The organism is Haemophilus parainfluenzae, assembly GCF_003253005.1.
Taxonomy (GTDB): Bacteria; Pseudomonadota; Gammaproteobacteria; order Enterobacterales; family Pasteurellaceae; genus Haemophilus_D; species Haemophilus_D parainfluenzae_M.
The window spans coordinates 148887-169914 of sequence record NZ_QEPZ01000001.1; the positions used below are offsets into that span (position 1 = coordinate 148887).

General features: G+C 33.5%; 19 protein-coding genes and 1 pseudogene. 2 read left to right on the plus strand and 18 right to left on the minus strand.

The window, feature by feature from the left end:
- Positions 1–5 precede the first annotated feature (5 nt).
- From DPV97_RS00730 to DPV97_RS00750, 5 genes are all read right to left on the minus strand, one after another.
- Positions 6–1826 carry a penicillin-binding transpeptidase domain-containing protein gene (locus DPV97_RS00730; protein ID WP_070714069.1) on the minus strand — a complete coding sequence of 607 codons (1821 nt, stop codon included), beginning with the start codon at positions 1824–1826 and terminating at the stop codon, positions 6–8.
- Between the two features lie 14 nt (positions 1827–1840).
- Positions 1841–2161, minus strand: coding sequence for a cell division protein FtsL (ftsL, locus tag DPV97_RS00735; RefSeq protein ID WP_070714068.1), 321 nt, complete (start codon positions 2159–2161; stop codon positions 1841–1843).
- Positions 2148–3131, minus strand: a complete 984-nt coding sequence (gene rsmH, locus DPV97_RS00740) for a 16S rRNA (cytosine(1402)-N(4))-methyltransferase RsmH (RefSeq protein ID WP_070714347.1) — start codon at positions 3129–3131, stop codon at positions 2148–2150. Before rsmH ends, ftsL begins: the two co-directional genes overlap by 14 nt.
- Positions 3132–3216: 85 nt before the next feature.
- Positions 3217–3675 carry a division/cell wall cluster transcriptional repressor MraZ gene (gene mraZ / locus DPV97_RS00745; protein ID WP_070714066.1) on the minus strand — a complete coding sequence of 153 codons (459 nt, stop codon included), beginning with the start codon at positions 3673–3675 and terminating at the stop codon, positions 3217–3219.
- A gap of 207 nt (positions 3676–3882) precedes the next feature.
- Entirely contained in the window at positions 3883–5457 is a 1575-nt protein-coding gene (locus DPV97_RS00750) for a carbon starvation CstA family protein (protein ID WP_070714062.1), read from the minus strand.
- A 202-nt stretch (positions 5458–5659) separates the two neighbouring features.
- On the opposite strand from DPV97_RS00750, the gene DPV97_RS00755 reads away from it, so the two are divergent.
- A complete protein-coding gene (locus tag DPV97_RS00755; RefSeq protein ID WP_070714058.1) occupies positions 5660–5893 on the plus strand; it encodes a zinc-ribbon domain-containing protein in 234 nt (77 codons plus the stop codon).
- A gap of 43 nt (positions 5894–5936) precedes the next feature.
- Here DPV97_RS00755 and DPV97_RS00760 read toward each other — a convergent pair whose 3' ends face one another.
- From DPV97_RS00760 to DPV97_RS00785, 6 genes and pseudogenes are all read right to left on the minus strand, one after another.
- Positions 5937–7988, minus strand: a complete 2052-nt coding sequence (locus DPV97_RS00760; protein WP_070714056.1) for an AAA family ATPase — start codon at positions 7986–7988, stop codon at positions 5937–5939.
- A 93-nt stretch (positions 7989–8081) separates the two neighbouring features.
- A complete protein-coding gene (locus tag DPV97_RS00765; RefSeq protein WP_070714054.1) occupies positions 8082–9992 on the minus strand; it encodes a DUF262 domain-containing protein in 1911 nt (636 codons plus the stop codon).
- A 1-nt stretch (position 9993) separates the two neighbouring features.
- Positions 9994–11373: a DUF262 domain-containing protein gene (locus tag DPV97_RS00770; protein WP_070714053.1), complete on the minus strand. Its 1380-nt coding sequence runs from the start codon at positions 11371–11373 to the stop codon at positions 9994–9996.
- 68 nt (positions 11374–11441) lie between these two features.
- The gene (locus tag DPV97_RS00775; RefSeq protein ID WP_070714049.1) at positions 11442–12215 is read right to left on the minus strand and encodes a PP2C family protein-serine/threonine phosphatase; all 774 of its coding nucleotides are present in this window, start codon (positions 12213–12215) and stop codon (positions 11442–11444) included.
- Positions 12215–13059 (minus strand): annotated as a pseudogene (locus DPV97_RS00780) (SIR2 family NAD-dependent protein deacylase). The gene DPV97_RS00775 and the pseudogene DPV97_RS00780 overlap by 1 nt, the downstream one beginning before the upstream one ends.
- A complete protein-coding gene (locus DPV97_RS00785; RefSeq protein ID WP_038439774.1) occupies positions 13056–13256 on the minus strand; it encodes a DNA translocase FtsK in 201 nt (66 codons plus the stop codon). The pseudogene DPV97_RS00780 and the gene DPV97_RS00785 overlap by 4 nt, the downstream one beginning before the upstream one ends.
- A 218-nt stretch (positions 13257–13474) precedes the next feature.
- Between DPV97_RS00785 and DPV97_RS00790 the strand changes: the two genes are divergently transcribed.
- A complete protein-coding gene (locus DPV97_RS00790) occupies positions 13475–14473 on the plus strand; it encodes a virulence RhuM family protein/type II toxin-antitoxin system death-on-curing family toxin (RefSeq protein ID WP_070714044.1) in 999 nt (332 codons plus the stop codon).
- 54 nt (positions 14474–14527) lie between these two features.
- Here the strand turns inward: DPV97_RS00790 and DPV97_RS00795 are convergent, their stop codons facing one another.
- The 7 genes from DPV97_RS00795 to DPV97_RS00825 form a co-directional block, all read right to left on the minus strand.
- Positions 14528–15244 (minus strand): hypothetical protein, encoded by a 717-nt coding sequence (locus tag DPV97_RS00795; protein WP_065264957.1) that lies wholly within the window; start codon positions 15242–15244, stop codon positions 14528–14530.
- A 10-nt stretch (positions 15245–15254) separates the two neighbouring features.
- On the minus strand, positions 15255–15752 hold the full coding sequence (locus DPV97_RS00800; RefSeq protein ID WP_065264958.1) for an opioid growth factor receptor-related protein: 498 nt from the start codon (positions 15750–15752) through the stop codon (positions 15255–15257).
- Between the two features lie 112 nt (positions 15753–15864).
- Positions 15865–16566 (minus strand): SIR2 family NAD-dependent protein deacylase, encoded by a 702-nt coding sequence (locus DPV97_RS00805; protein WP_065264959.1) that lies wholly within the window; start codon positions 16564–16566, stop codon positions 15865–15867.
- 132 nt (positions 16567–16698) lie between these two features.
- Positions 16699–18333 carry a leucine-rich repeat domain-containing protein gene (locus DPV97_RS00810; RefSeq protein ID WP_065264960.1) on the minus strand — a complete coding sequence of 545 codons (1635 nt, stop codon included), beginning with the start codon at positions 18331–18333 and terminating at the stop codon, positions 16699–16701.
- A gap of 146 nt (positions 18334–18479) precedes the next feature.
- The gene (locus DPV97_RS00815) at positions 18480–19112 is read right to left on the minus strand and encodes a uracil-DNA glycosylase family protein (RefSeq protein WP_070714039.1); all 633 of its coding nucleotides are present in this window, start codon (positions 19110–19112) and stop codon (positions 18480–18482) included.
- Positions 19113–19227: 115 nt separating this feature from the next.
- On the minus strand, positions 19228–20085 hold the full coding sequence (locus DPV97_RS00820; RefSeq protein WP_111382835.1) for a hypothetical protein: 858 nt from the start codon (positions 20083–20085) through the stop codon (positions 19228–19230).
- A 19-nt stretch (positions 20086–20104) separates the two neighbouring features.
- The gene (locus DPV97_RS00825; protein ID WP_070714035.1) at positions 20105–20992 is read right to left on the minus strand and encodes a 5' nucleotidase, NT5C type; all 888 of its coding nucleotides are present in this window, start codon (positions 20990–20992) and stop codon (positions 20105–20107) included.
- Between the last annotated feature and the right edge of the window lie 36 nt (positions 20993–21028).

The window sequence follows — 21028 nt, forward strand, 5'->3', positions numbered from 1 at the left end:
TTTTCTTAATTCATTTTTTCAAATTTTTGATCGCTTAAGCGAACAGTGCGTCTTGCTGTTTTTTCTGTTGGTTCTGCATCTGGTGCAATACCGTTAGCACGCAAGGTATAGCCCATAATGCTCGAGAATACCGGTGCAGATACTGCACCACCATAGTACTGCCCTGCTTTCGGATCGTTAATCAAAATAACTAATGCATAACGTGGATCGCTAATTGGTGCAATACCTGCTGTAAATGCTACATATTTATTGACATAGTGACCATTTTCAATTTTACGTGCCGTACCTGTTTTCACGCCTACACGATAGCCTTCAACCATCGCACGTTTATTTTTGATCGCGACTTTTTCTAACATGCCCACTACATCTTTCGTGATTTTTTCAGAAAAGACTCGTTGACCAATAACTGGCGGATCAACTTTAGTGATAGAAAGCGGACGATAAATCCCGAAGCTACCTAAAGTTGCATAAGCGCGTGCAATTTGTAATGGAGTTGAAGTAATACCATAACCATAAGCTACTGTTGCACGTTCGATATCGGCCCAACGTTTACGGTTTGCATTTAATACACCGCGTTGTTCACCAATTAAACCTAACTCGGTATCTTTACCTAAACCTGCATTTTGGTAAGTTTCCATTAAGGCAGAAGGTGGCATACGTAACGCAAGACGACTCACACCACGGTTACTGGAATTAATTAAAATTTCATCTAATGTTTGTTGTGGACGAGGTGCTACGTCAACAATTTCTTTACCACTTACGGTAAATGAACCTGTATTAATCACTTCATCACGTCTCACCGCGCCTCGTTGAAGTGCGGTCAACACAACGAAAGGTTTTACTGTTGAACCTGGTTCAAATGTATCCGTAATCGCACGGTTACGTTTTAACTCATCTTTTACATTGTTTAGATTATTCGGATTGTAAGAAGGCGCAGTTGCCATCGCTAATACTTCACCCGTACGCACATCTACCAATACGGCCGTGCCTGATTCAGCTTTATTCTCTGTTACCGCTTTTTTGATTTCTCGATACACCATGGATTGTAACTTTTCATCAATACTTAAGGTAACATCTTGTGCATCATATTTTTTCTCATCTGCAATATGTTCAACCACATTACCGCGTTTATCTTTACGAACAACACGAGCACCATCTTTCCCGACTAGCATTGAGTTGAAACTTGCCTCAACCCCTTCAATCCCTTTACCATCAATATTAGTAAAACCGACTAATTGAGCCGCTTCTTCTACACGCGGATAAAATCGACGTGGTTCAGTCTCTAATGAAATGCCTTTAATTTTGAGTTCACGGATATAATTTGCCTTGCTTGCTTCTATTTGACGCGCTAAATACAAGAAACCTGATTTTGCATTTTTCTCAATTTTTTTCACCAACTCAGCTGGTGTCATATTTAATTCGTTAGCAAGGGCTTTAATACGTTCTTTGTCATCTAATGCATTTTCTTTTAGCATTAAACGCGGTTCAGCCACAATTGCACTCATCGGCACACTCACCGATAACAATTGGCCATTACGATCTAAAATTGATCCTCGAACAGAAAGGACGTCATCTTTACGTAATGAACGTTTGTCCGCTTCACCAGAAAGGGTTTCAGAATTAACAGATTGCACATAAGCAGCACGAGCAACTAATGCGCCTAAGCCTAAGAAAATAAAACTTGTCGCGATGAGATAACGACCACGAAGGAAACATTTCTCAAACACCATTTTCGGTTTGTTCGGTTTTACTGACACAGGTTGAGCCAATTTTCTAATTGTTTTCTTTGGCTGTGCTGGTTTCTTAGAGGAATTAAATCTAACCATTTTATTTAAAATCCCTATTCAAAAATAACCACTTCTTGTTCACTTTGAACACGTTGCATTTTTAATGTACTGATTGCAATGGATTCAACTCTTGTATTATCACTTTCGGTTGCTTCTTGTAATTGCAAATTGCGATATTCGTTTTCAAGGGCTTGGTGTTGTAATACTAACTGCCCATTTTCAGAAATCAAGCCTCGTGTTTGGTGGGTCATCCAAATCGTGCCCATTGCAGAAGCTAAAATTAATAAAAGTAAGACGACAATTAATTTATTAGAAGAAAAAATATCTTCAACGAGAATATGTTGTAAAGGATAACGTTCGCTATTTTCTAACATCTTCTTTCACCCTTTCCGCTATACGTAATACCGCGCTTCTTGAACGTGGATTCGCTGAAATTTCTGCCTCACTTGACTGAATCGCCTTACCAATGATTTTTAATTTTTGATTACGTTGGATTTGATCTTCTCGCAATGGTAAGCCTCTTGGAATATCCTCGCCTTTGCTTTGCTTACGCATGAAATGTTTTACCATTCTGTCTTCAAGTGAATGGAAACTGATAATCGATAAACGTCCTTCTGGTGCCAACATATCTAATGCAGAATTTAATACACTTTCTAATTCATCTAATTCCGCATTAATATAAATTCGAATAGCTTGGAAACTACGCGTCGCTGGATGCTTATGTTTATCTTTAAACGGTACGGCTTGAGCAATTAATTCAGCAAGCTGAGAAGTACGACTTAAACATTCTGTTCCATTTTTGACCGCACTTTTATTGAATTCTACGATGGCCGTAGCAATTCGTTTTGCAAAACGCTCTTCACCAAAGGTTTTTAACACCCAAGTTAAATCATCAACAGATACTTGTTTTAACCATTCTGCCGCTGATAACCCCTGTGTTGTATCCATACGCATATCTAACGGGCCATCTTTCATAAAACTGAAACCACGCTCTGCTTCATCAAGCTGTGGAGATGACACCCCTAAATCCAGCAAAATGCCGTCAACTTTACCAACTAAATCAAGTTTTTGACAGATGTCTGGAATGTGAGAAAAGCTATTATGTTCAATATGAAAACGAGGGTCTTGAATTTTTTCAGCTTCAGCAATCGCACGCGGATCACGATCTACCGCAATTAAACGACCATTTTCAGAAAGTTGAGAAAGAATAAGGCGAGAATGGCCGCCTCGTCCGAAGGTGCCATCAATATAAATTCCATTTTCTTTCAACGCCAAACCATTCACCGCTTCGTGAAGCAAAACCGTGATATGTTCAGGTGCAGAAAAGGAATTTTGCGTAGTCATAAGTAAAAAAGTAAACGTTAAATCAAAATCGATAAAGAGAAGATAGAGCGGCGCAAGCACCGCTTATCCTGCTAGTGCTGCTGTTCTATAATGACAGCATTTTTAGTTCTTCAGAAGCACCGAATTCAGCACTTGAGCCAATTTCGATATCTTCATCAATTTGTGCGAACCATTCTGTATCGCTCCAAATTTCAAATTTGTTCAACTGCCCAACCAACATTAAGCCTTTTTCTAATTTTGCGTGTTGACGTAATGGACCACTTAATAAGATACGACCTTGTGCATCCATTTCACATTCTGTGGCATAACCAAGCATAACACGTTGTAAACGACGTTGATTTGGGTCAAAGTTGGAAAGTGAAAGTAGTTTTTGTTCGATTTTTTCCCATTCATCTAAAGGATAAAGTAATAAACAAGGCTGACGAATATCAACAGTACAAACCATTTGGCCTTGGTTCTTTTCCATGATTTCAGCACGATAACGCGTAGGAATCGCTACTCGACCCTTCGCATCTAAATTTACCGCTGCTGCACCACGAAACATTTTTCTACCTTTAAACGTTTATTTTTAGAAAAATTAGCAGAATTCTCCACAAAATTCCACTTTTCACCACTTTATGTAAGTTTATCGGTTGTAGCCTTAACTTGCAAGCAATTAAAACGTAAAGATTGGTAAATTTTGGTAACAAAATAAACAAAAAAACCGTTTGAGGTTTTCCTCAAACGGTTTTCAATTTTTAACTCGATTTAATTAGTTATTTACATACGCTTCTTCGTCACGATTACCTAATGGTTTAAGCTGTGTGAAGAATAAAACTAAACAAAGTACTGTTAAGCCTAAGCCGATATAAACAGATAATTGATAGTCTAAACCAAAACCGATTTTGTTGTATGCAAGGTAAGTAAAACATACGGTACTGATAAATGCCGCAGGGATTGTACATATCCAGTGGAATTTATTATAGCGATATAAATACGCAGCTGCAGTCCATAACATAACCATCGCAGTAGTTTGGTTCGCCCAAGTGAAGTAACGCCATAAGATAGAGAAATCCACTTTTGATACGATATAACCAACCACGAATAATGGCACAGCAATAATTAAACGCTTAGCTAAGGTTTTTTGTTCTAAATGGAAAAATTCTGCAATAACAAGACGTGCCGCACGGAATGCTGTATCGCCTGATGTAATTGGAAGAACAACCACACCTAACACGGCAAAAATACCACCAACAAGACCTAAGAAGTGGATAGAAGAGTCATAAACCACTTTAGAAGGAGAACCTGCTTTAATCGCTGCTAATAAATCTGGTAAAGAATCATAGAAACTTAAACCAACTGCACACCATACTAACGCAATCACACCTTCACCGATCATCGCACCGTAGAAAATGAAACGTCCTTCTTTTTCGTTTTCAGTACAACGCGCCATTAACGGGCTTTGTGTTGCGTGGAAACCAGATAATGCACCACAAGATATTGTTAAGAACAAGAGTGGCCATAATGGTAAATCTGCACGGGTTTCAAAGTTTTGGAAGAATTTCTCAAAAGACATACCGTCCACAGAACGATAGAAAGAAATTGGGTCTGCTGAGCTAAGATCTGCACTGACTAAACCATATACCATACCTACAGACATAAAGAGTAATAATGCACCGAAGAATGGGTAGATACGACCGATGATTTTATCAACCGGAAGTAATGTCGCAAGAATATAGTAAATGAAAATGATACCAGTCCAAACACTGATAACAGTCGCTTTATCCATACCCCAAACGGTAATACCACCTGCTTCAGCTACTTGATGGATTTCTTCCGCATTGCTAATAGAAATGCTACCTGATGCAGCACCGAACACATCCATTGTAATCGTACCCATTAATTGAGCCGGACTTGCAACGAATACCACACCCACTAATAATAAAAGTACAACCGCTAAGATGTTAATAAATGCTTTAACTGGACGACCTAAGTATTTACCTGCGAGGTTAGGCATAGATGCACCGCCATTACGCACACTTAACATTCCACAGAAATAATCGTGTACCGCACCCGCAAAGATACAACCAATTACAATCCAAAGCATAGCAACTGGTCCGTATAACGCACCAAGAATCGGACCAAAGATTGGGCCTGTACCAGCAATGTTTAATAATTGAATTAACCAAATCTTAGTTTTAGACATTGGCATATAGTCAACGCCATCATTCATGGCATACGCTGGCGTTTGACGATTTGGATTGATCACAAAAATGCGCTCAATGACACGACTATAAAAGAAATAACCTGCAAGCAATAATGCCACGCAGAAGAAAAACCACAACATAAGAATACTCCTCAGGAATAAAAAATACCGAATTCTAGGCATATACTAGACTTCGTCGGCGGTATTCTAAGTTAAATTTCTCAAAATCAAAAAGTTTAATTTTTACAATGTTTCAAATTTGTGATCTATATCACGTTTATCATTATGCTTTTTTCACTTACAATAAGCTCATAAATTCAAATAAATTAAAAAAGGATCATAAATGGCTCTTACTCGCTGCCCTGAATGTCATAAAAAAATCAGCGAATCTGCCCAATTTTGTCCCAATTGTGGTTTTTCTTTTAAAGAAGAAGATCTTGAAATTTACAAACAAAAACTCGAAGAACGACGCCAGCATAATACCGAAATTAATCGAAAAAGTACTAAACTTCACCTTATTTGGTTCGCTATTTTTACTATCGTTATTTTGCTCGCAAGTTGGCTGACAGGAGAATAAAAAGTGCGATCAAAAAACGATAAGAATTTTGACCGCACTTTAATCAGAACCCTATTCGTCTTGTTGTTGCAGAAAATGCTGGTTTCACTTCACATTCCCCTTGTAGTGCCATCAGCCAATCTTGCACCTTTTGAAAAGGGGAAAATTGGTGACGACGAGCCACTGCAGCAAAATCGCCTGGGGTCAGCAAATTAAGCGATTCAATCTGACTTAAATCCTCTTCTGATAACAACGGCAACCCTAAAATTTCTGCTTGTTGTTTAGCAAAATCTAAGCGTTGTGGCAACGTTAAATAATCAAACTTCAATTTTAAATCAAAACGGCGTAAGGCTGCGGGATCGAGTACTTCAATTAAATTTGTTGATACCACCATCAACCCTTCAAAGCGTTCAATTTGTGTCAACATTTCATTCACTTGTGAACGCTCCCAACTTCGATTTGCCCCCTCTCGAGAAAATAAGAACGTATCCACTTCATCTAACACCAATAAGGCGTTATCGGCTTTCGCTTGTTCAAAGGCTTGAGCAATATTTTGTTCTGTTCCGCCCACATAAGGATTAAGCAGATCAGAGCCTTGTCTTAGCAACAGCGGCATGTCCAACTGTTCCGCAAGCCATGCTGCCCAAGCAGTTTTTCCTGTTCCCGGCGGGCCATAGCAACAAATTCGCCCTTTTTTCGACCGTTTTAACCCTTCACTAATACGATGAATATTGTCATTACAAGCCACATAATCTAAGTTATAGTTAGCTTTACCTAAAACAAGCGGTTCAATTTTCGGTTTATTTTGCGACTTTAATGTTTGATTAAACATCATGAGCAAAGTCTCAGCAAAATTTGATGTATTGAGCTCCTTTGCCACCCGAATTGTACGACTTAAAATCGCAGGCGTTAATGACCGCACTTTAGCAAAATGTTGTACATAAGCCGGACTTAATTTTCCCTCGGCCAACTGCGTAATGAGTGCTGATTTATTTTTCAACGGCAAATCTGGCATTTCTAAAATAAAATCAAAGCGGCGCAAAAAAGCAGGATCTATGCCTGAAACCGAATTCGATAACCAAATCATCGGCACGTTATTGTTTTCCAATAATTGATTCATCCAAGCTTTATTTTTCTGCGCTACTGAACGCTCAAAAAAACCGGCACGAAAAACATCTTCTATTTCATCAAAAATCAATAACGAAGATTGCCCTTCTAACACCTTTTGCGCAAAACGGCATTTATTCAAACGCTCCTCCGCTCGGATCACTTCTTCATTTTCATCCATATAAGTAATATTATGCGCCGAAACACTCACTGCTTTTGCTAATAACGTTGCAAACTCTGTTTTTCCTGTACCAGGTGCACCATAAATTAAAATATTCGCCCCCTTTCTATGAGTAGCAAATGAGGACTGAAGATAATCCAGCATCATTGTTTTCATCTCGTTTAAATAAGCAAAATCTTCTAAACTCAAACTAGGCTCAATAGCTGGTTTTGTACAAACTTTTAATAACACCTGTTCATTTAATGGTTCTGAGATGAATTCATCAAAATCTAACATTTTTCCCCAATCCAAATAGTCATGGAACCTATCTGGATTATAGTTTCGTTCAAGCAAGCCATAACCTAATAGTTTTCCCTTATCTTTTAAGGCAGAAATAATGTCCGACTTTGGCAAACCAAATAAATTTGATAATAACTCACTTACCCCTACCAAATTAGATTTTGGTAATGCCTCGCTCAATTTTTTCAATGGTTCATCTAAGCGTAGCTGAACCGATAAATGGAAAAGCGTCTGCTCAGTAGTATTCAATGATAATAATTGGGTCAGCGTATCAATATTTTGTTGAATAATTGGATTCTCGTTTACGCAAAGAGCGGTCAATTTTGGCAACGTTTTATTTCGTGCTTGTAATAATTTTTTTACTTTCGAGCGGAAATCATCGCAACGCTCCATTTCACTCGGTAAACCTAAAGCCACTGCAATATTGTCATAGTGCCAAACATTTTCATTAAAAACCTCTGCAAATCCTTGATATTCTAATAAAAGTTGCAACATTAATTTTTCGGTATAAGGGGAAACTGATGGTGGGTTAAGTTTGAATTTAGACATAATCATTACTCCAATAAAAAATGCTCAAACCTAATAGGTTTGAGCATAGTTTAAAAAGTAGAGCGACGGATTGTGTCGTTAGGAATTAAATATTTAAGAAATTGGAGTATTTAACAATACAAGCATTTCTTTTCCATGCTCTAATATTTCCTCAGCTTTCCATTTATTAAACTCTTTTGTTTTTTCCATCATTAAAGCCTGTTTTAGGCTATCATAATCACCATTAGGATAATATGTTAACTTTGCTTCTGGAGGCAAATTACTCAAACGAGAATTTTTACTTTGAGACAACAAATATAAGTTACCAAAATTATCTAGGATCGCTTGTTCCAACTTCTCTAATCCATACTCTTCAGATGGGTGCTGAGGATAATGATGCTCCACTGAACTTCTAAACGTGAATCGAAACTTAGGATACTTATCTTTGTACTTCTGCCATAACTGATAATCTAATCGATTAAATACAAAATTAGGAACAGATACACCATAACCCCACTTTTCATCAGAAGAAAAACAAATTTCTTCTTTATCTAAAATAATATTTGTAATATCTTTTCCTTGGCAATTATTACCAAAATAGAATTTATCACAAAGTTCTTCTAAAAATTTAATATAATCACTTTGTTCAATATTATCTCTATTATCAAATAACCAACGTAACACAGCGTATAGCCAGTTTTTATAAATACGAGATGGATTAGAAACATGGAACATTGAAAGTAACATCACAGCTTTTTTTGTAGGATCTGAATCATTAAGTGATTCATCATCATTTTTATCTATATTGTCGACAGACTCATTTTTATAACTACCAAATGCATTTTTATAGTAGTAATCACCTGATTTTCCTTTAACTATTTTCCATAACGACCAGTTTTCATAATCAGTTCGAATCATATTAGATTTAATCACGTATAAATCAAATAAATAACGACAAACCAATAATGTATAAATAAACATCCTAACCTTTTTAGGTTTTCCTTCAAACTTACCTTCAAATGATTTTAATAGTAACTTTTCATCTAATGGAACATTGCATGGATCATTTTTGGTAGAATATTTACACTTATCAAATCTTTCTAAATAAATTCTTAAAACATGCATTAAGAAATTAGGAAAATCAATTACTGAAGTAAATTCGCCATCATATTTATCCTGTGATTGTTCTTCAATTTTTTCTATTTCTACATCGGGATCAATAAGTTTTAAGATACTATTTTCAGGTTCTCCAAGATTTTCAGACTCTCCAGAATTTTCATTCAAAATAGTCTTAAAAAATCCACGTGCTTTTCTCCAATCACCACCTAAAATGACTTCTCTTAATTCAGAATCAAACGCCATCACAACATAACGACTCATATCTGAGCATGCATCCCAAATTTTTGCAAATAATGATTGCTCAGATATTGGCAACTCCTTCATCAAACGAGCTTTTAGAATTTCATGCTTTTCAAGCTGTTCTCCACGGGTATTCATAATTTCGAAATAATGGTTTAAATCTGTACCTTCTGGCACTTCAGTTCGAATGATTTCAACTTTATCCAAAAGGAACTTTACAATTTCATCTTTATTATTCCCCCATTCATCAATTACTTTCTTAATTGTTTTTAATGCTTGTGAAAAATTACTTGGTAATTTTTCAGAATTAAGATTGGATAATGCTTGTTCAGATTCATCTCGATGTTCAAAAAAAACATTTCTAAAACCTAATTTGCCAAGATGATGCATTATTAACGTAAGTGTTGTTAGTCTTTGCTGGCCATCAATCACTTCAAAATCATCATTTTCTCGGCGATAGACAACTAAGCTTCCAATATAATATTTTTTATCTTGTTCTTTATTTTTTTCACAAGCATTTTTTATATCTTGAAGTAATGAACTAATTTCATTATCACCCCAAGCATAATTACGCTGGTAGATTGGAATAATATAGTTACATTTATTATCATTATCAAATAAATCAGACACGGTTAATGTTTTTACATATTTTATATTATTAGTCATCTTATACTCCAAAAACTTCTTTTATTTTACCATCTATATTTCCATTTACATTTGGAAAAGCTACTGTATCTTTAATTAACGAGAGTCTTAAAGGATATTTTAATACTTGAGATGGTGTTAAAGAACGCTCTATATGGGAAAGTAATCCACTTTTTGAGCAAGCTTCATCTTCTACTGTTTTAAATGGGATACGTTGATGTTTAAAGCGAATCAGGTAAACCCATAAAAATGCTTTACTTATAAATTCATCTAAATATACTTCACCAAATTTATCAAAATAGAATAATACGGTACATTCGAATAAATTTTTCAAATATTTATCCCCTACTCGATAGCAATACTCTTGATTGTTAAGAAAAGTATTTACGCCTTTTTCTATATCTTTACCGTTAATTTTTTTCACTTTATCAACAAGCCCACTTCCTTCTTTAAATAATTTTTCATAGAGCTCAGAATAATACTGAACATAATCAAAAAATTGCTCTCCATTTATTAGAGTTTGTATTGTTTGAAAACTTGTCTTCACAAATCTTGGATGATAAAACATAGGATTTTGTTGTGCTAATTTCTCTACAACCTTTGTTGAAAACAGTGGACTAAGATAAGGATAGGTAGCACCTTCTGATACACCTTTAAATGTCTCTAGCTCGTCCGATGTAAAAACCTCTCCGCTTTCTTGATAGTGCCATCGGCGTAATCTAAAAAGAATATAGTTGATAATTTTATCTAAGTTATTAATTTCTTGAGAAAGTGCAGATTTCTCCCAACGTTCAACACAATGATGAATAATCTCTTTTGGCTTATCTTCCATTTCTCGTAAATGATAAGCTTTCAGCAAATCATAAGATTCTAAAGGTTTCCCTCTTGAGTTTTGTGAGTCAAAAAATTGGAAGGCTTCGTCTAAATCATCTAATTCAACATAAACCATCTCACAAATTTCTAAAAGATACTTTTTAAATGCTTCCTTATGGGAAATAGAATAATTTTTAATAAAATTATAATTATTAATTATATTACTCTTACTAAGAGTATGTGCTACACCCTCATCTAATAAAGACTTATCCATGAATTTTTTTTCATTATTCAAATAATAAAGTAATAATGAAAGCGTAATTAAACGTTGCTGACCATCAACAATATCTAACTTTTCTTCAATTTTTTTAGTTTCTTTGTTTTCTTCATTATATTTATGTATTACCACTGTTCCAATTCGATAAACTTGTTGTTGATTACGGAAATGTGTCAGTAAATCATCAAGTAATTGTTGAACGTGTTTTATTGTCCATTTGTATGGACGCTGATAGCCAGGAATAGATAAATCCTTTCCTAAAATTTCTTTTAGTTTCACTACCTTAGCTTTTTCTTCTTTTGGGTTACTCATTTTATTCCTTAAGTTTTATCTAAAATTGGTACATTATGCTATATATCTAAAAAAATAACTGCAAGCGGTTATTTTTTCTCATCATTTTGCAAAAACGTACAAACCACCACTGACAAATCATCATAAAAGACTTGTTTTACAATTAATTTACGACACACCGTCAACCTAGATTTATCATTATCATATTGTTTCCAAATCTTTTCTCTTACTTCAGCAGAAAGTCCAGCTGTTAATCCATCAGAACAAAGTAATAAACTTTCCCCTTGCTGAATTTCAATTTCTTGATAAAAAATTTTATCTTGGAATTCGGAATAATCGGCGACTAAACAAGAAGAAACACCGCCATAAATCGTGGCAAAATCTTCTTCTTTTTTATCGGGCAAATCAGCCAATAATTCAGAAAGAATTGAATGATCTTGTGTGATTTGTTGCCATTTTCCTTGGGCATTAATTAAATAAGCACGGCTATCGCCTACGCTGAGAATTTTGGCTTTACAGATTATTTGATCAATTTCAGCTGCCACAAAAGTGGTTGCTGAGCCAAAATAATCCTCGGCTAATTCTGCTGATAAATGGGATTGTAAATCGTAGATCATTTGGCGACTTAGGCTTTCCATTTGGCTTAATAATTGCATAGCCAACTTGCTCGCTTTTTCAGGTCGGTTGCTATTAGAAATACCATCTGCCACACCCACAATAAAGTGCGGTCGGTTTTCAAGGCGTTTTTCAGCTGTTTTGAGTTTATATTGAAACACCGCCTCGCCATTAAAAAGAGCATCTTGGTTGTGTCGCTTGTTGCTGCCAATTTGTTGGCAGAAGGTAATTTCGCAAAAATTTTCCATTATTCAACCGCTTGTTGAGAAGGTTTTAGAAGGCGATCAATCTCTTTTAGTGCATCTAAAGCTTTCATTTCTAGACTTAAAAAGTGCATTTTCGGCACGCCTGCATCTTGTGGGTTAATACGAATAAATCCGCCTTTTTTTGCTTTCGCCGTACGTTCAGAAAATCGACGCACAGTTGGAATGGCTTTTCCTGCTCCCAGTTCGATAACGACGAGATTTTGCACTTCTTTTAACCACGATTCTAACCGCACTTTTTTAAAATCCTGATATTGACTTGCATAACTCCAATCGTTAAACATTAGTACATTTTGACGAGCAAGCCCCCACAATAAGGACAATGTGGTTTTTCACTGGTTAAACATAAGTTTTCATTATCCACGACAGGTTGAAAACTTGATGCAGACCAACTTAATCCTCGACAATTATTGACACACTGAAGACGCTCCAAAGTACCGTGTACTTCATAAACATGGCTATAATCAAAACCAGCCTTTTGAAAATGCCCATCAACATTACTGGTAAAAACAAAATATCCGTGAGATTTAGCTTCCGTCCAACGTTTTAAAATCTGATACCCTTCGTGAGGAATAGTATTTCGGTATTGAACTAATCGATGTCCATAAAACCAATAGGCAAGTTCCTGATTATGCTTATAAGCTAGTGGTGTCGCGATATCTTCAAAAGATATATTATGTTCTTTAAACATAGGATAAGCATTCCAAAATCCACCAACGCTGCGGAAATCGGGCAGCCCAGAATCCACGCTCATACCGGCACCAGCTGTAATTAAAATGCCATCTGCTTTGCGGATAAGTTCTACTGCATAATTCAAATCATTTTTCATAATACTTTTCTCTGTCCATTTTTCATTGGTGAAATAATACCCGCTTGTTCCAACTGTTCTAAAATTTGTCCAGCTCGATTAAAACCTAACATAAATCTGCGTTGAATCATTGAGCAAGATGCAACTTTTTGTTGTTGAACAAATTTTTTTACATCCTCAAAAAGTGGATCTCTTGCCATAATTACTTTCATTGCCATTATTTGCTCCTTTTTCTTAATTAAAGGCTTTATAAATATGTAAGAAGTAAAGAATTTCTCTTTATGGAGAAATTATATGAAAGGAAGCGACAACTTGTGTCGTTTGCGAATGTTGAAAGCGGTTATTTTTAGAAGATTTTTTGCAAATAAGATGATCTGTATTGCAATATGCATATTTATCTAGTTATATATACATGTAAGTTATTAAGGAAAATAATATGAATAACCAAAACCCGATTGAAATTTACCAAGCTCAAGATGGCACAACGCAAGTGGAAGTGAGATTTGAAAATGACACCGTTTGGCTTTCCCAGGCACAAATGGCAAATATTTTTGATACTAGCTCAGATAACATAAGCCTACACTTAAAAAATATTTTTAATGAAGCAGAACTTGATGAAAATTTAACTACCGAGGATTTCTCGGTAGTTCGACAAGAAGGAAAAAGGCAAGTTACTCGTAAGGTTAAACATTATAATCTGGATGCTATTATTTCTGTAGGCTATCGAGTTAAGTCTAAGTCTGCAACAAATTTTAGAATTTGGGCAACTGCACGTTTAAAAGAATATCTGACTCAAGGCTATACCATTAACCAAAAACGTTTACAGCAAAATGCTCACGAATTAGAACAAGCACTTGCGCTTATTCAAAAAACGGCAAATTCATCGGAATTAACGCTAGAAAGTGGTCGCGGATTAGTGGATATAGTCAGCCGTTATACGCATACCTTTTTATGGCTACAACAATATGATGAAGGTTTACTTACCGAACCACAAACACAGCAAGGAGGTACATTACCGACTTATGCTGAGGCTTGTTCTGCATTAGCAGAGTTAAAATCACAGTTGATGCCAAAAGGTGAAGCAAGTGATCTCTTTGGACGTGAACGAGATAATGGCTTATCTGCGATTCTAGGTAATTTAGATCAAAGTGTATTTGGTGAACCTGCTTATCCAAGCATTGAAGCAAAAGCGGCGCATTTGCTTTATTTTGTGGTCAAGAATCATCCTTTTTCAGATGGTAATAAACGTAGTGGCGCATTTTTATTTGTAGATTTCTTACATAGAAATGGGCGTTTGTTTGATCATAATGGGCATCCAGTTATCAATGATACTGGCCTTGCAGCACTTACTTTGTTAGTTGCAGAATCTGATCCGAAACAAAAAGAAACACTCATTAGGCTTATTATGCATATGCTTAAGTTAGAGAAAAAATGATAAATAGCGACCGAAGTCGCTATTTATCTATCAACGTTAAACTTAATAAAAAAATTATTTACATAATTCTTTTACTGACTCTACTAATGCTTCCATTTTTTCGTAAGAATTAATGCCATTTGGGCCACCAAAAAATGGGCAAACACAAATTAAAGTATCATTGTACTTGCGATAGAAGATATTAAATTCTTTCAACGCCTTAGTTTCATATACGGCTTCTCCAGTAAAAAATTTAAAGAAGTTATCTTTTTCAGTGACTCCCGTACAAATAATCACTTTAGGATTACATTCATCTATAAGTTGACGATAAAAAGCACCACGATTTTCAACACACCATTCTCTATATTCATCGAATGTTTCAAATCCTGTCATCTTAATGAATTGTTCATTCCATTGAATTGATGCTCTATTTTTGAAATTGATTGGTAACATATTTAGTTTAAAACCAATACCCTGTGGATAAAGCACATTATAAGTACTAACAAAATACTCATAGCTTTCACCACTTTTCCAATCTAAATTATAGTAATACCACAAAAACCAACATAATTTTTGATTATATTGCGTAGTCCAACTACCATCAAAATCGTCCTCTAACCAAGAGTGCGGTATTAATTTAGGGATTAAACTAAATTTCTTATAAAAATCATCAGGAGAAGCTTCATCACCAATCCCCCATTCTAACCCACAAAACCAAACATCTGAGTTAGGATTTCCGCCATCTCCTCCAGCGAAGGATACTGCCACTTTTTTAAAATCTTCTGTTACCATCATTTTATCCTTATTGTTGAAGTAGATTTGCCCAAATTTCCATTGTTTCTTCTTGAATTACGCCTTTTTCTTGACCTAATTTTATTGCCAGTTGCTGTAAACTTTTAGCCAACTCAGGATGACCGCAATAATTTAAACTACGAATGATGCGGGAAATCTTCTTACTTTCATGCCCGATATTACGTAGCCAAACTTTACGTTCACTCAATTCTGTTTTTGGGAATATTTTATTATCTTCACGATATAAACAGAAGTAATCCAGAATAATATCAATAGAATGTAAATATTTATTTTGAATTACTTCATCTCCAATAAAAATAGCTAGATCTTCTTCGTTAAAAACCGGTACTGAACGATTCCATTTGGAACTTTCAGTAACAGGTAAAAGCCAAGGAATATAAAAATAAGCATCGCCAATAATTCTTTTGGGCATCGCCCAAACATCTTGCAAAGATAAATTATATTGGTTTTTTCTTTGCTCTAAATAAAATTCAATTACGGGGTGCATACATTTCTCGTTAATTAATAAACAATAAAATAGCACAGCATAGCGACAATTCGTGTCGTTAAAAAATAACAACATAAAAATCGCTATTTGTTTAAAAAGTGCGGTCAGTTTTCTATGATTTTTTAATTTTCTCCAATAACTCGGCGACCACTTTAGGAACGCCCTCACCCGCTTTTTCTTTTATTGCAATCACTTTCTTACGAACAAATCCTGTATTGGGATTAGGATCGATCAAATAGATAAGTGAACCGTATGGAGCTAGATTTACTAATCCATTAGCTGGATAAACTTGTAATGAAGTGCCAATAACAATCACAATATCTGCCTTTTTCACTAACTTTTCTGCTTTAGGAAACATTGGTACATTTTCCCCAAAAAAGACTATATGTGGACGCATTGGATGACCGTGATTATCCTTATCCTCTAACAGTTGATCACCCAAACATGGAACAATGTAATCGGTATTAAAACTACTGCGCGCTTTATTCAATTCACCATGTAAATGGAGTACGTTAGTACTTCCCGCTCGCTCATGTAAATCATCCACATTTTGAGTGATTATATGAACTTCATAAAATTCTTCCAATTCAACCAAAGCTAAGTGTGCTGCATTAGGCTCTGCAGCTTGAGCATTACGACGTCGTTCATTATAAAACTCTAATACTTTTGCGCGGTTTATCTTTAAGGCTTCGGGCGTACAAACTTCTTCTACTTTATGCCCTGCCCACAAACCATCTTCTGCTCTAAAAGTTGGAATACCACTTTCGGCACTAATGCCAGCACCGGTTAATACTACGCAAATTGGTTTTGTCATATTTTCTCCATTATCAATTCGTAACAATATAAATTGTCTTTACTATCCTAATTCAAGGAGTAAAACTAAACTTATTTTAGCTCATTTATCTATTAAACTTAGTTAAGTTTTTATGGTAGCTAACTTAATTTATTAATCATTATTTTTTTGTAAAAATCTCCAATTATACCCATGTGGAAAGTTTTTATGAGTAAATATTGAATAATCCTCTATATTCAAACCTAACTCTAAATATTTTAAATTATTCAATGAAAGTAATGGATGATAATTTTTTATTGAATTTCCATCTAAGTTGAGACAGACCAAATTAGTTAATCTAGATATATAACTTATATTATTGATATTACAATCTGAAACATTAAGATCTTTTAATTTTGTTAACTTTTTAAGTTTTTTTATTTCAATTTCATCAAGTGCATTACCAGATAAATTTAGTGCTTGTAATTCTTTCATTTTTTCTAAAAATGAGATATTTTGAATATTTTGATTTACTAAATCTAAATCTTTTAAATAAACTTTATCTATTAATACTGACAAATCATTAATTGTTTTAGAGTTTCTATAACCGCCTAGACTCAGATACTCTATTCTTAGAACATTTATTAATGGTGATATATCATCAATTGGATTATCATATAAATCAAGTTCAATTAAATTAACTTGATTTCTTAATGGTTCTATATTGGTTATTCCACAATTTTGAAGATAAACATATTTCAAACTATTTAATTTTCTTAAAGATGATAAAGACTTTATATTACAACAAGTTGCATTAATCCATTCCAAATGCTTACAATACTCCAAACCCTTAATACTGTCTAAATTAGAGTATTCAAATGAAATTTTTTTTAAATTTTTACAAAATCTTACTGAGTAAAAATTTTTTATTTTATTAGTATTATCATCAAATCTAAGAAATTCTAATTTAGTTAATGACTTAAGAAAATCAAAATCTAAATAGCCATCAACATTACATTGGCTAACATCTAAACTTTTTAAATTGTTAAATTTCTTTAATAAATGAAGATCTTTAAATATATTACCTTCAAGATTAAGACTTTCTAAATTAGATGCAATAGGTATAATAGGTTTTATACTTGGCTCCCAGATATGTCCTATATTTAGATGTTTTAGATTTTTTAATTTATATAAACAATTAAAATCAAAATTATAACAGAAACTGACATCCAGTTCATTTATCTGATTTAAATTACTAATAACTTTATTAAAGCTACGATCTACTCTACTGCCAGATATAGATAGAGATTTCAAATTAGTAATATATTTCAGATTTTTTAAATCATCAATCTTTGGTGATTTTATTTTTATTTTCTTTAAATTAATTAGCTTATCTATTTTGAAATTTATTTCATAAGCATTTAATTCCTCTAATCTAGTTAAACTTTCAATTTCTCTTATATTACTAATTTTACAATAACCTAAAGTTAATTTCTTTATATTTTTTAATCGTTCAAAAGGAAATAATTTAAAGCTATGTGATTCTATATATAACTCTTCTATTTGCTCTAGAAGTGGTAACCAATTTTCAGGAATTGAATTAAATTTATAGAAATCAATATCTTGTATTATCAATGATTTCAGATTCTTCAATTTTTCTATGTAGTCAAATTTCTCAATAAAATCCTGATGTGTTCGGCTATAACTAAGAATATCGTAGTTTCCCACAATATTTGCATATAAAATCTTTTTCAAAAATTTATCTGATTTTTCCCAAACATCACGTAATTCTTGTTCTTTTTTATTCATGTAAAACCTCTTTTTTTATTTTTTCTTTACAAGAATAATAATTAAACATACGACATTTTATGTCGCTATAAAATATAAGTAATAAAAAATCCCTTTCATTTTTATGAAAGGGATTTCAAACTACGCATTTATTATCACATATAACATTAATTATTATCTATTTTTTTAATTAATGATTCTATTGCATTCTTATGATCTTCTTCTATTTTTCCTTGAGGGTGAGCACTATGAATATAATAAACACCATTTAATTCATACAGAATTGAAGATGTATTACCCCATTTTTCTTCTGAAATATATTTTCCACTAGGTAGATCTAAAATATCCCAATCAGATGTAAAAAGGATTACAACTTTAGGTTTTAAAATATCGATTTCTGTTAATAATATTTTTTTACAAATATCTTTCTGTTTATAAAATTCAGCATTATTTGGATTTCCTTTATCTGCTGGCGCTACTTTACATAAATTGGACCATGCTATATATTTATACCAATTTTGAGGAAAATAACTGTGAGCAATATTTTCAGTAACTCTCCAAAAAGCAGATTTTGAAGTGTTGTACTCGCTATCATTTCCCTTTTGATCTTCAACCCATTTTAAGGGATCTTCTGATTCATTAGTAAAATCAGCAAATAATTCTTCTGCACTAGAAGAAATCCCCCAGCCATTTGTTGCTTTTCCAACAAAAAGCAATCCGTGATTTTCTTTCCATTCACTACCAATTTGTACATAAAAAGGTGATAGATGCTCTTTAAATGCCTCATTCCCAAATTCCATGTACAGTTCATCATATAAGGGAAGTAACTTTTCTTTAAGTTTTATTTTAATGCAGGATGCATACTATGTTCTCCGTATTTGTTTAGTTAATGGATTTTTTTCGATTAGAATTATACTAATAAATATAAATTACACAAGATATAGACATAGGATTTTTATCTAATAAATCTTTATATTTACCAGTAACATAAACCTCTTCACCTTGCTTTAAATTAAATTCATAACAATATATCTTGTCATTAAATTTTATTGATGTTTTTTCATCTTCTATTTTCTTGTTTATTATTACTGGAAGGTTTTTAAAATAAGAATTAAATTCAATGCTATGACTATTAGTAAAAATCTTAGTATAACCAGTTTCTTTTTTCACTAATACAATAGAAAAAATATCTGATTGACAAAAATTAGTATCTCTTATTAATTTATTTATTTTTTTATCTAAATAATTTAAAGTTTTCTGGCTTAATTCCGTTTCTTTATAAACTGAATTAATTATGCAATTCATTGAATTGCTTGCATAAGAGTTATTTAGAGTAATAAGATCAACTGCATTATTAATAAAATTATGTAAATCATTTATTCTAACATCAATTTTGCTTGTACTAATTTTCTCTGCATGTACCTCATAATCAAATAAAATAGAAATATTTCCGTAACATACTAATGTAAATAATACATCAACTAGATCCACTATAACTTTCTCATCTTTATAATCTATAATATCTTCTAAGATTTTTTCTAAAAAATAAGATTTATTTTTTTGAAAACCACTTTCAAATAAAATATTTTTTATATAATCAAAAAAGATTGAAAACATTTTACATTCAATAAACGTCTTTACATTTTCTATATCTATATAATGATGATAAATTGGAGCAACTTGAGTTATAGGTTGAGCAATATTAGAAAAGTATGGACGTTCATAATTTATATAAAATCCATCTCCACGGCTAATTAACTGAAAATCCCCCATATATTTACCTTGAATCAATTTATGCTCTAACTCTCAAGATTTCATCAACCTGTCTATCTCTCGCCATCATGCCAAATATATTCCCTGCTTTATAAAGTGGTTGATAATTATAGCTTTCAATATGTAAGAATGACTTATCTGAAAGGCGTTGGAAATATTGTTTTAGCTGTGATTTTGAGCGTAATAACACGTCATATTCGGCTTGAATATGAGCACACATTGTTTCAATACGCATTTTAAACTCATCACTGAGATAAGGGCTGATAATTAAATAGACCGTTTTGTGTTCGGTTGCTGTTTCATCCGCATAAATACAGGCTAAATTAAACACTTGCCATTTATAGCGATCCGCAAAAGCACCAATGACTCGGCTTTGCTCCTCATTTTCAACTTGCACAAGTGCGGCTGATTTTTTTAAACAATCTTGCAAAATGTCACTTGGTGTAAAAGGCCCACAATCTAAGTAAGAGAGTACACAGTTCCAGTTAGCAAATTGTTCAGTACCAAAATGTAAGTGTTTGCCTTCGAATTTATCCGCCCCATTTTTAGTGCGATCATCAATTAAATAATCGCCTTGGTTCAGGTTTTTATGGTGAGATAAAATTAACCGCTTGTATAATGCCGAGCCTTTTTCTTCACCGAAATAATGCTGAATCCATTTTACTTTATCACTCCAAGCGGAAGGATTATGCCAAGGTGCAGTAGAAAGCACATAAATATGATATTTCTTCATCAATTTATGAACGGCAGAAATCGCGTTTGGCATTGGTTCCATTAAGCTAAAAATACCCTCTACTTCATCATATCGACCTTCATATTCTCGCTTGGTTTTATCATCTAGTTTTGCAATACCTGATGGAAAATCTACCATCACATTATCCATATCAATATAAACAATTTTCTTCATTTTAATGCCCTCTCTGTTGATGGCTTAATGATAAAA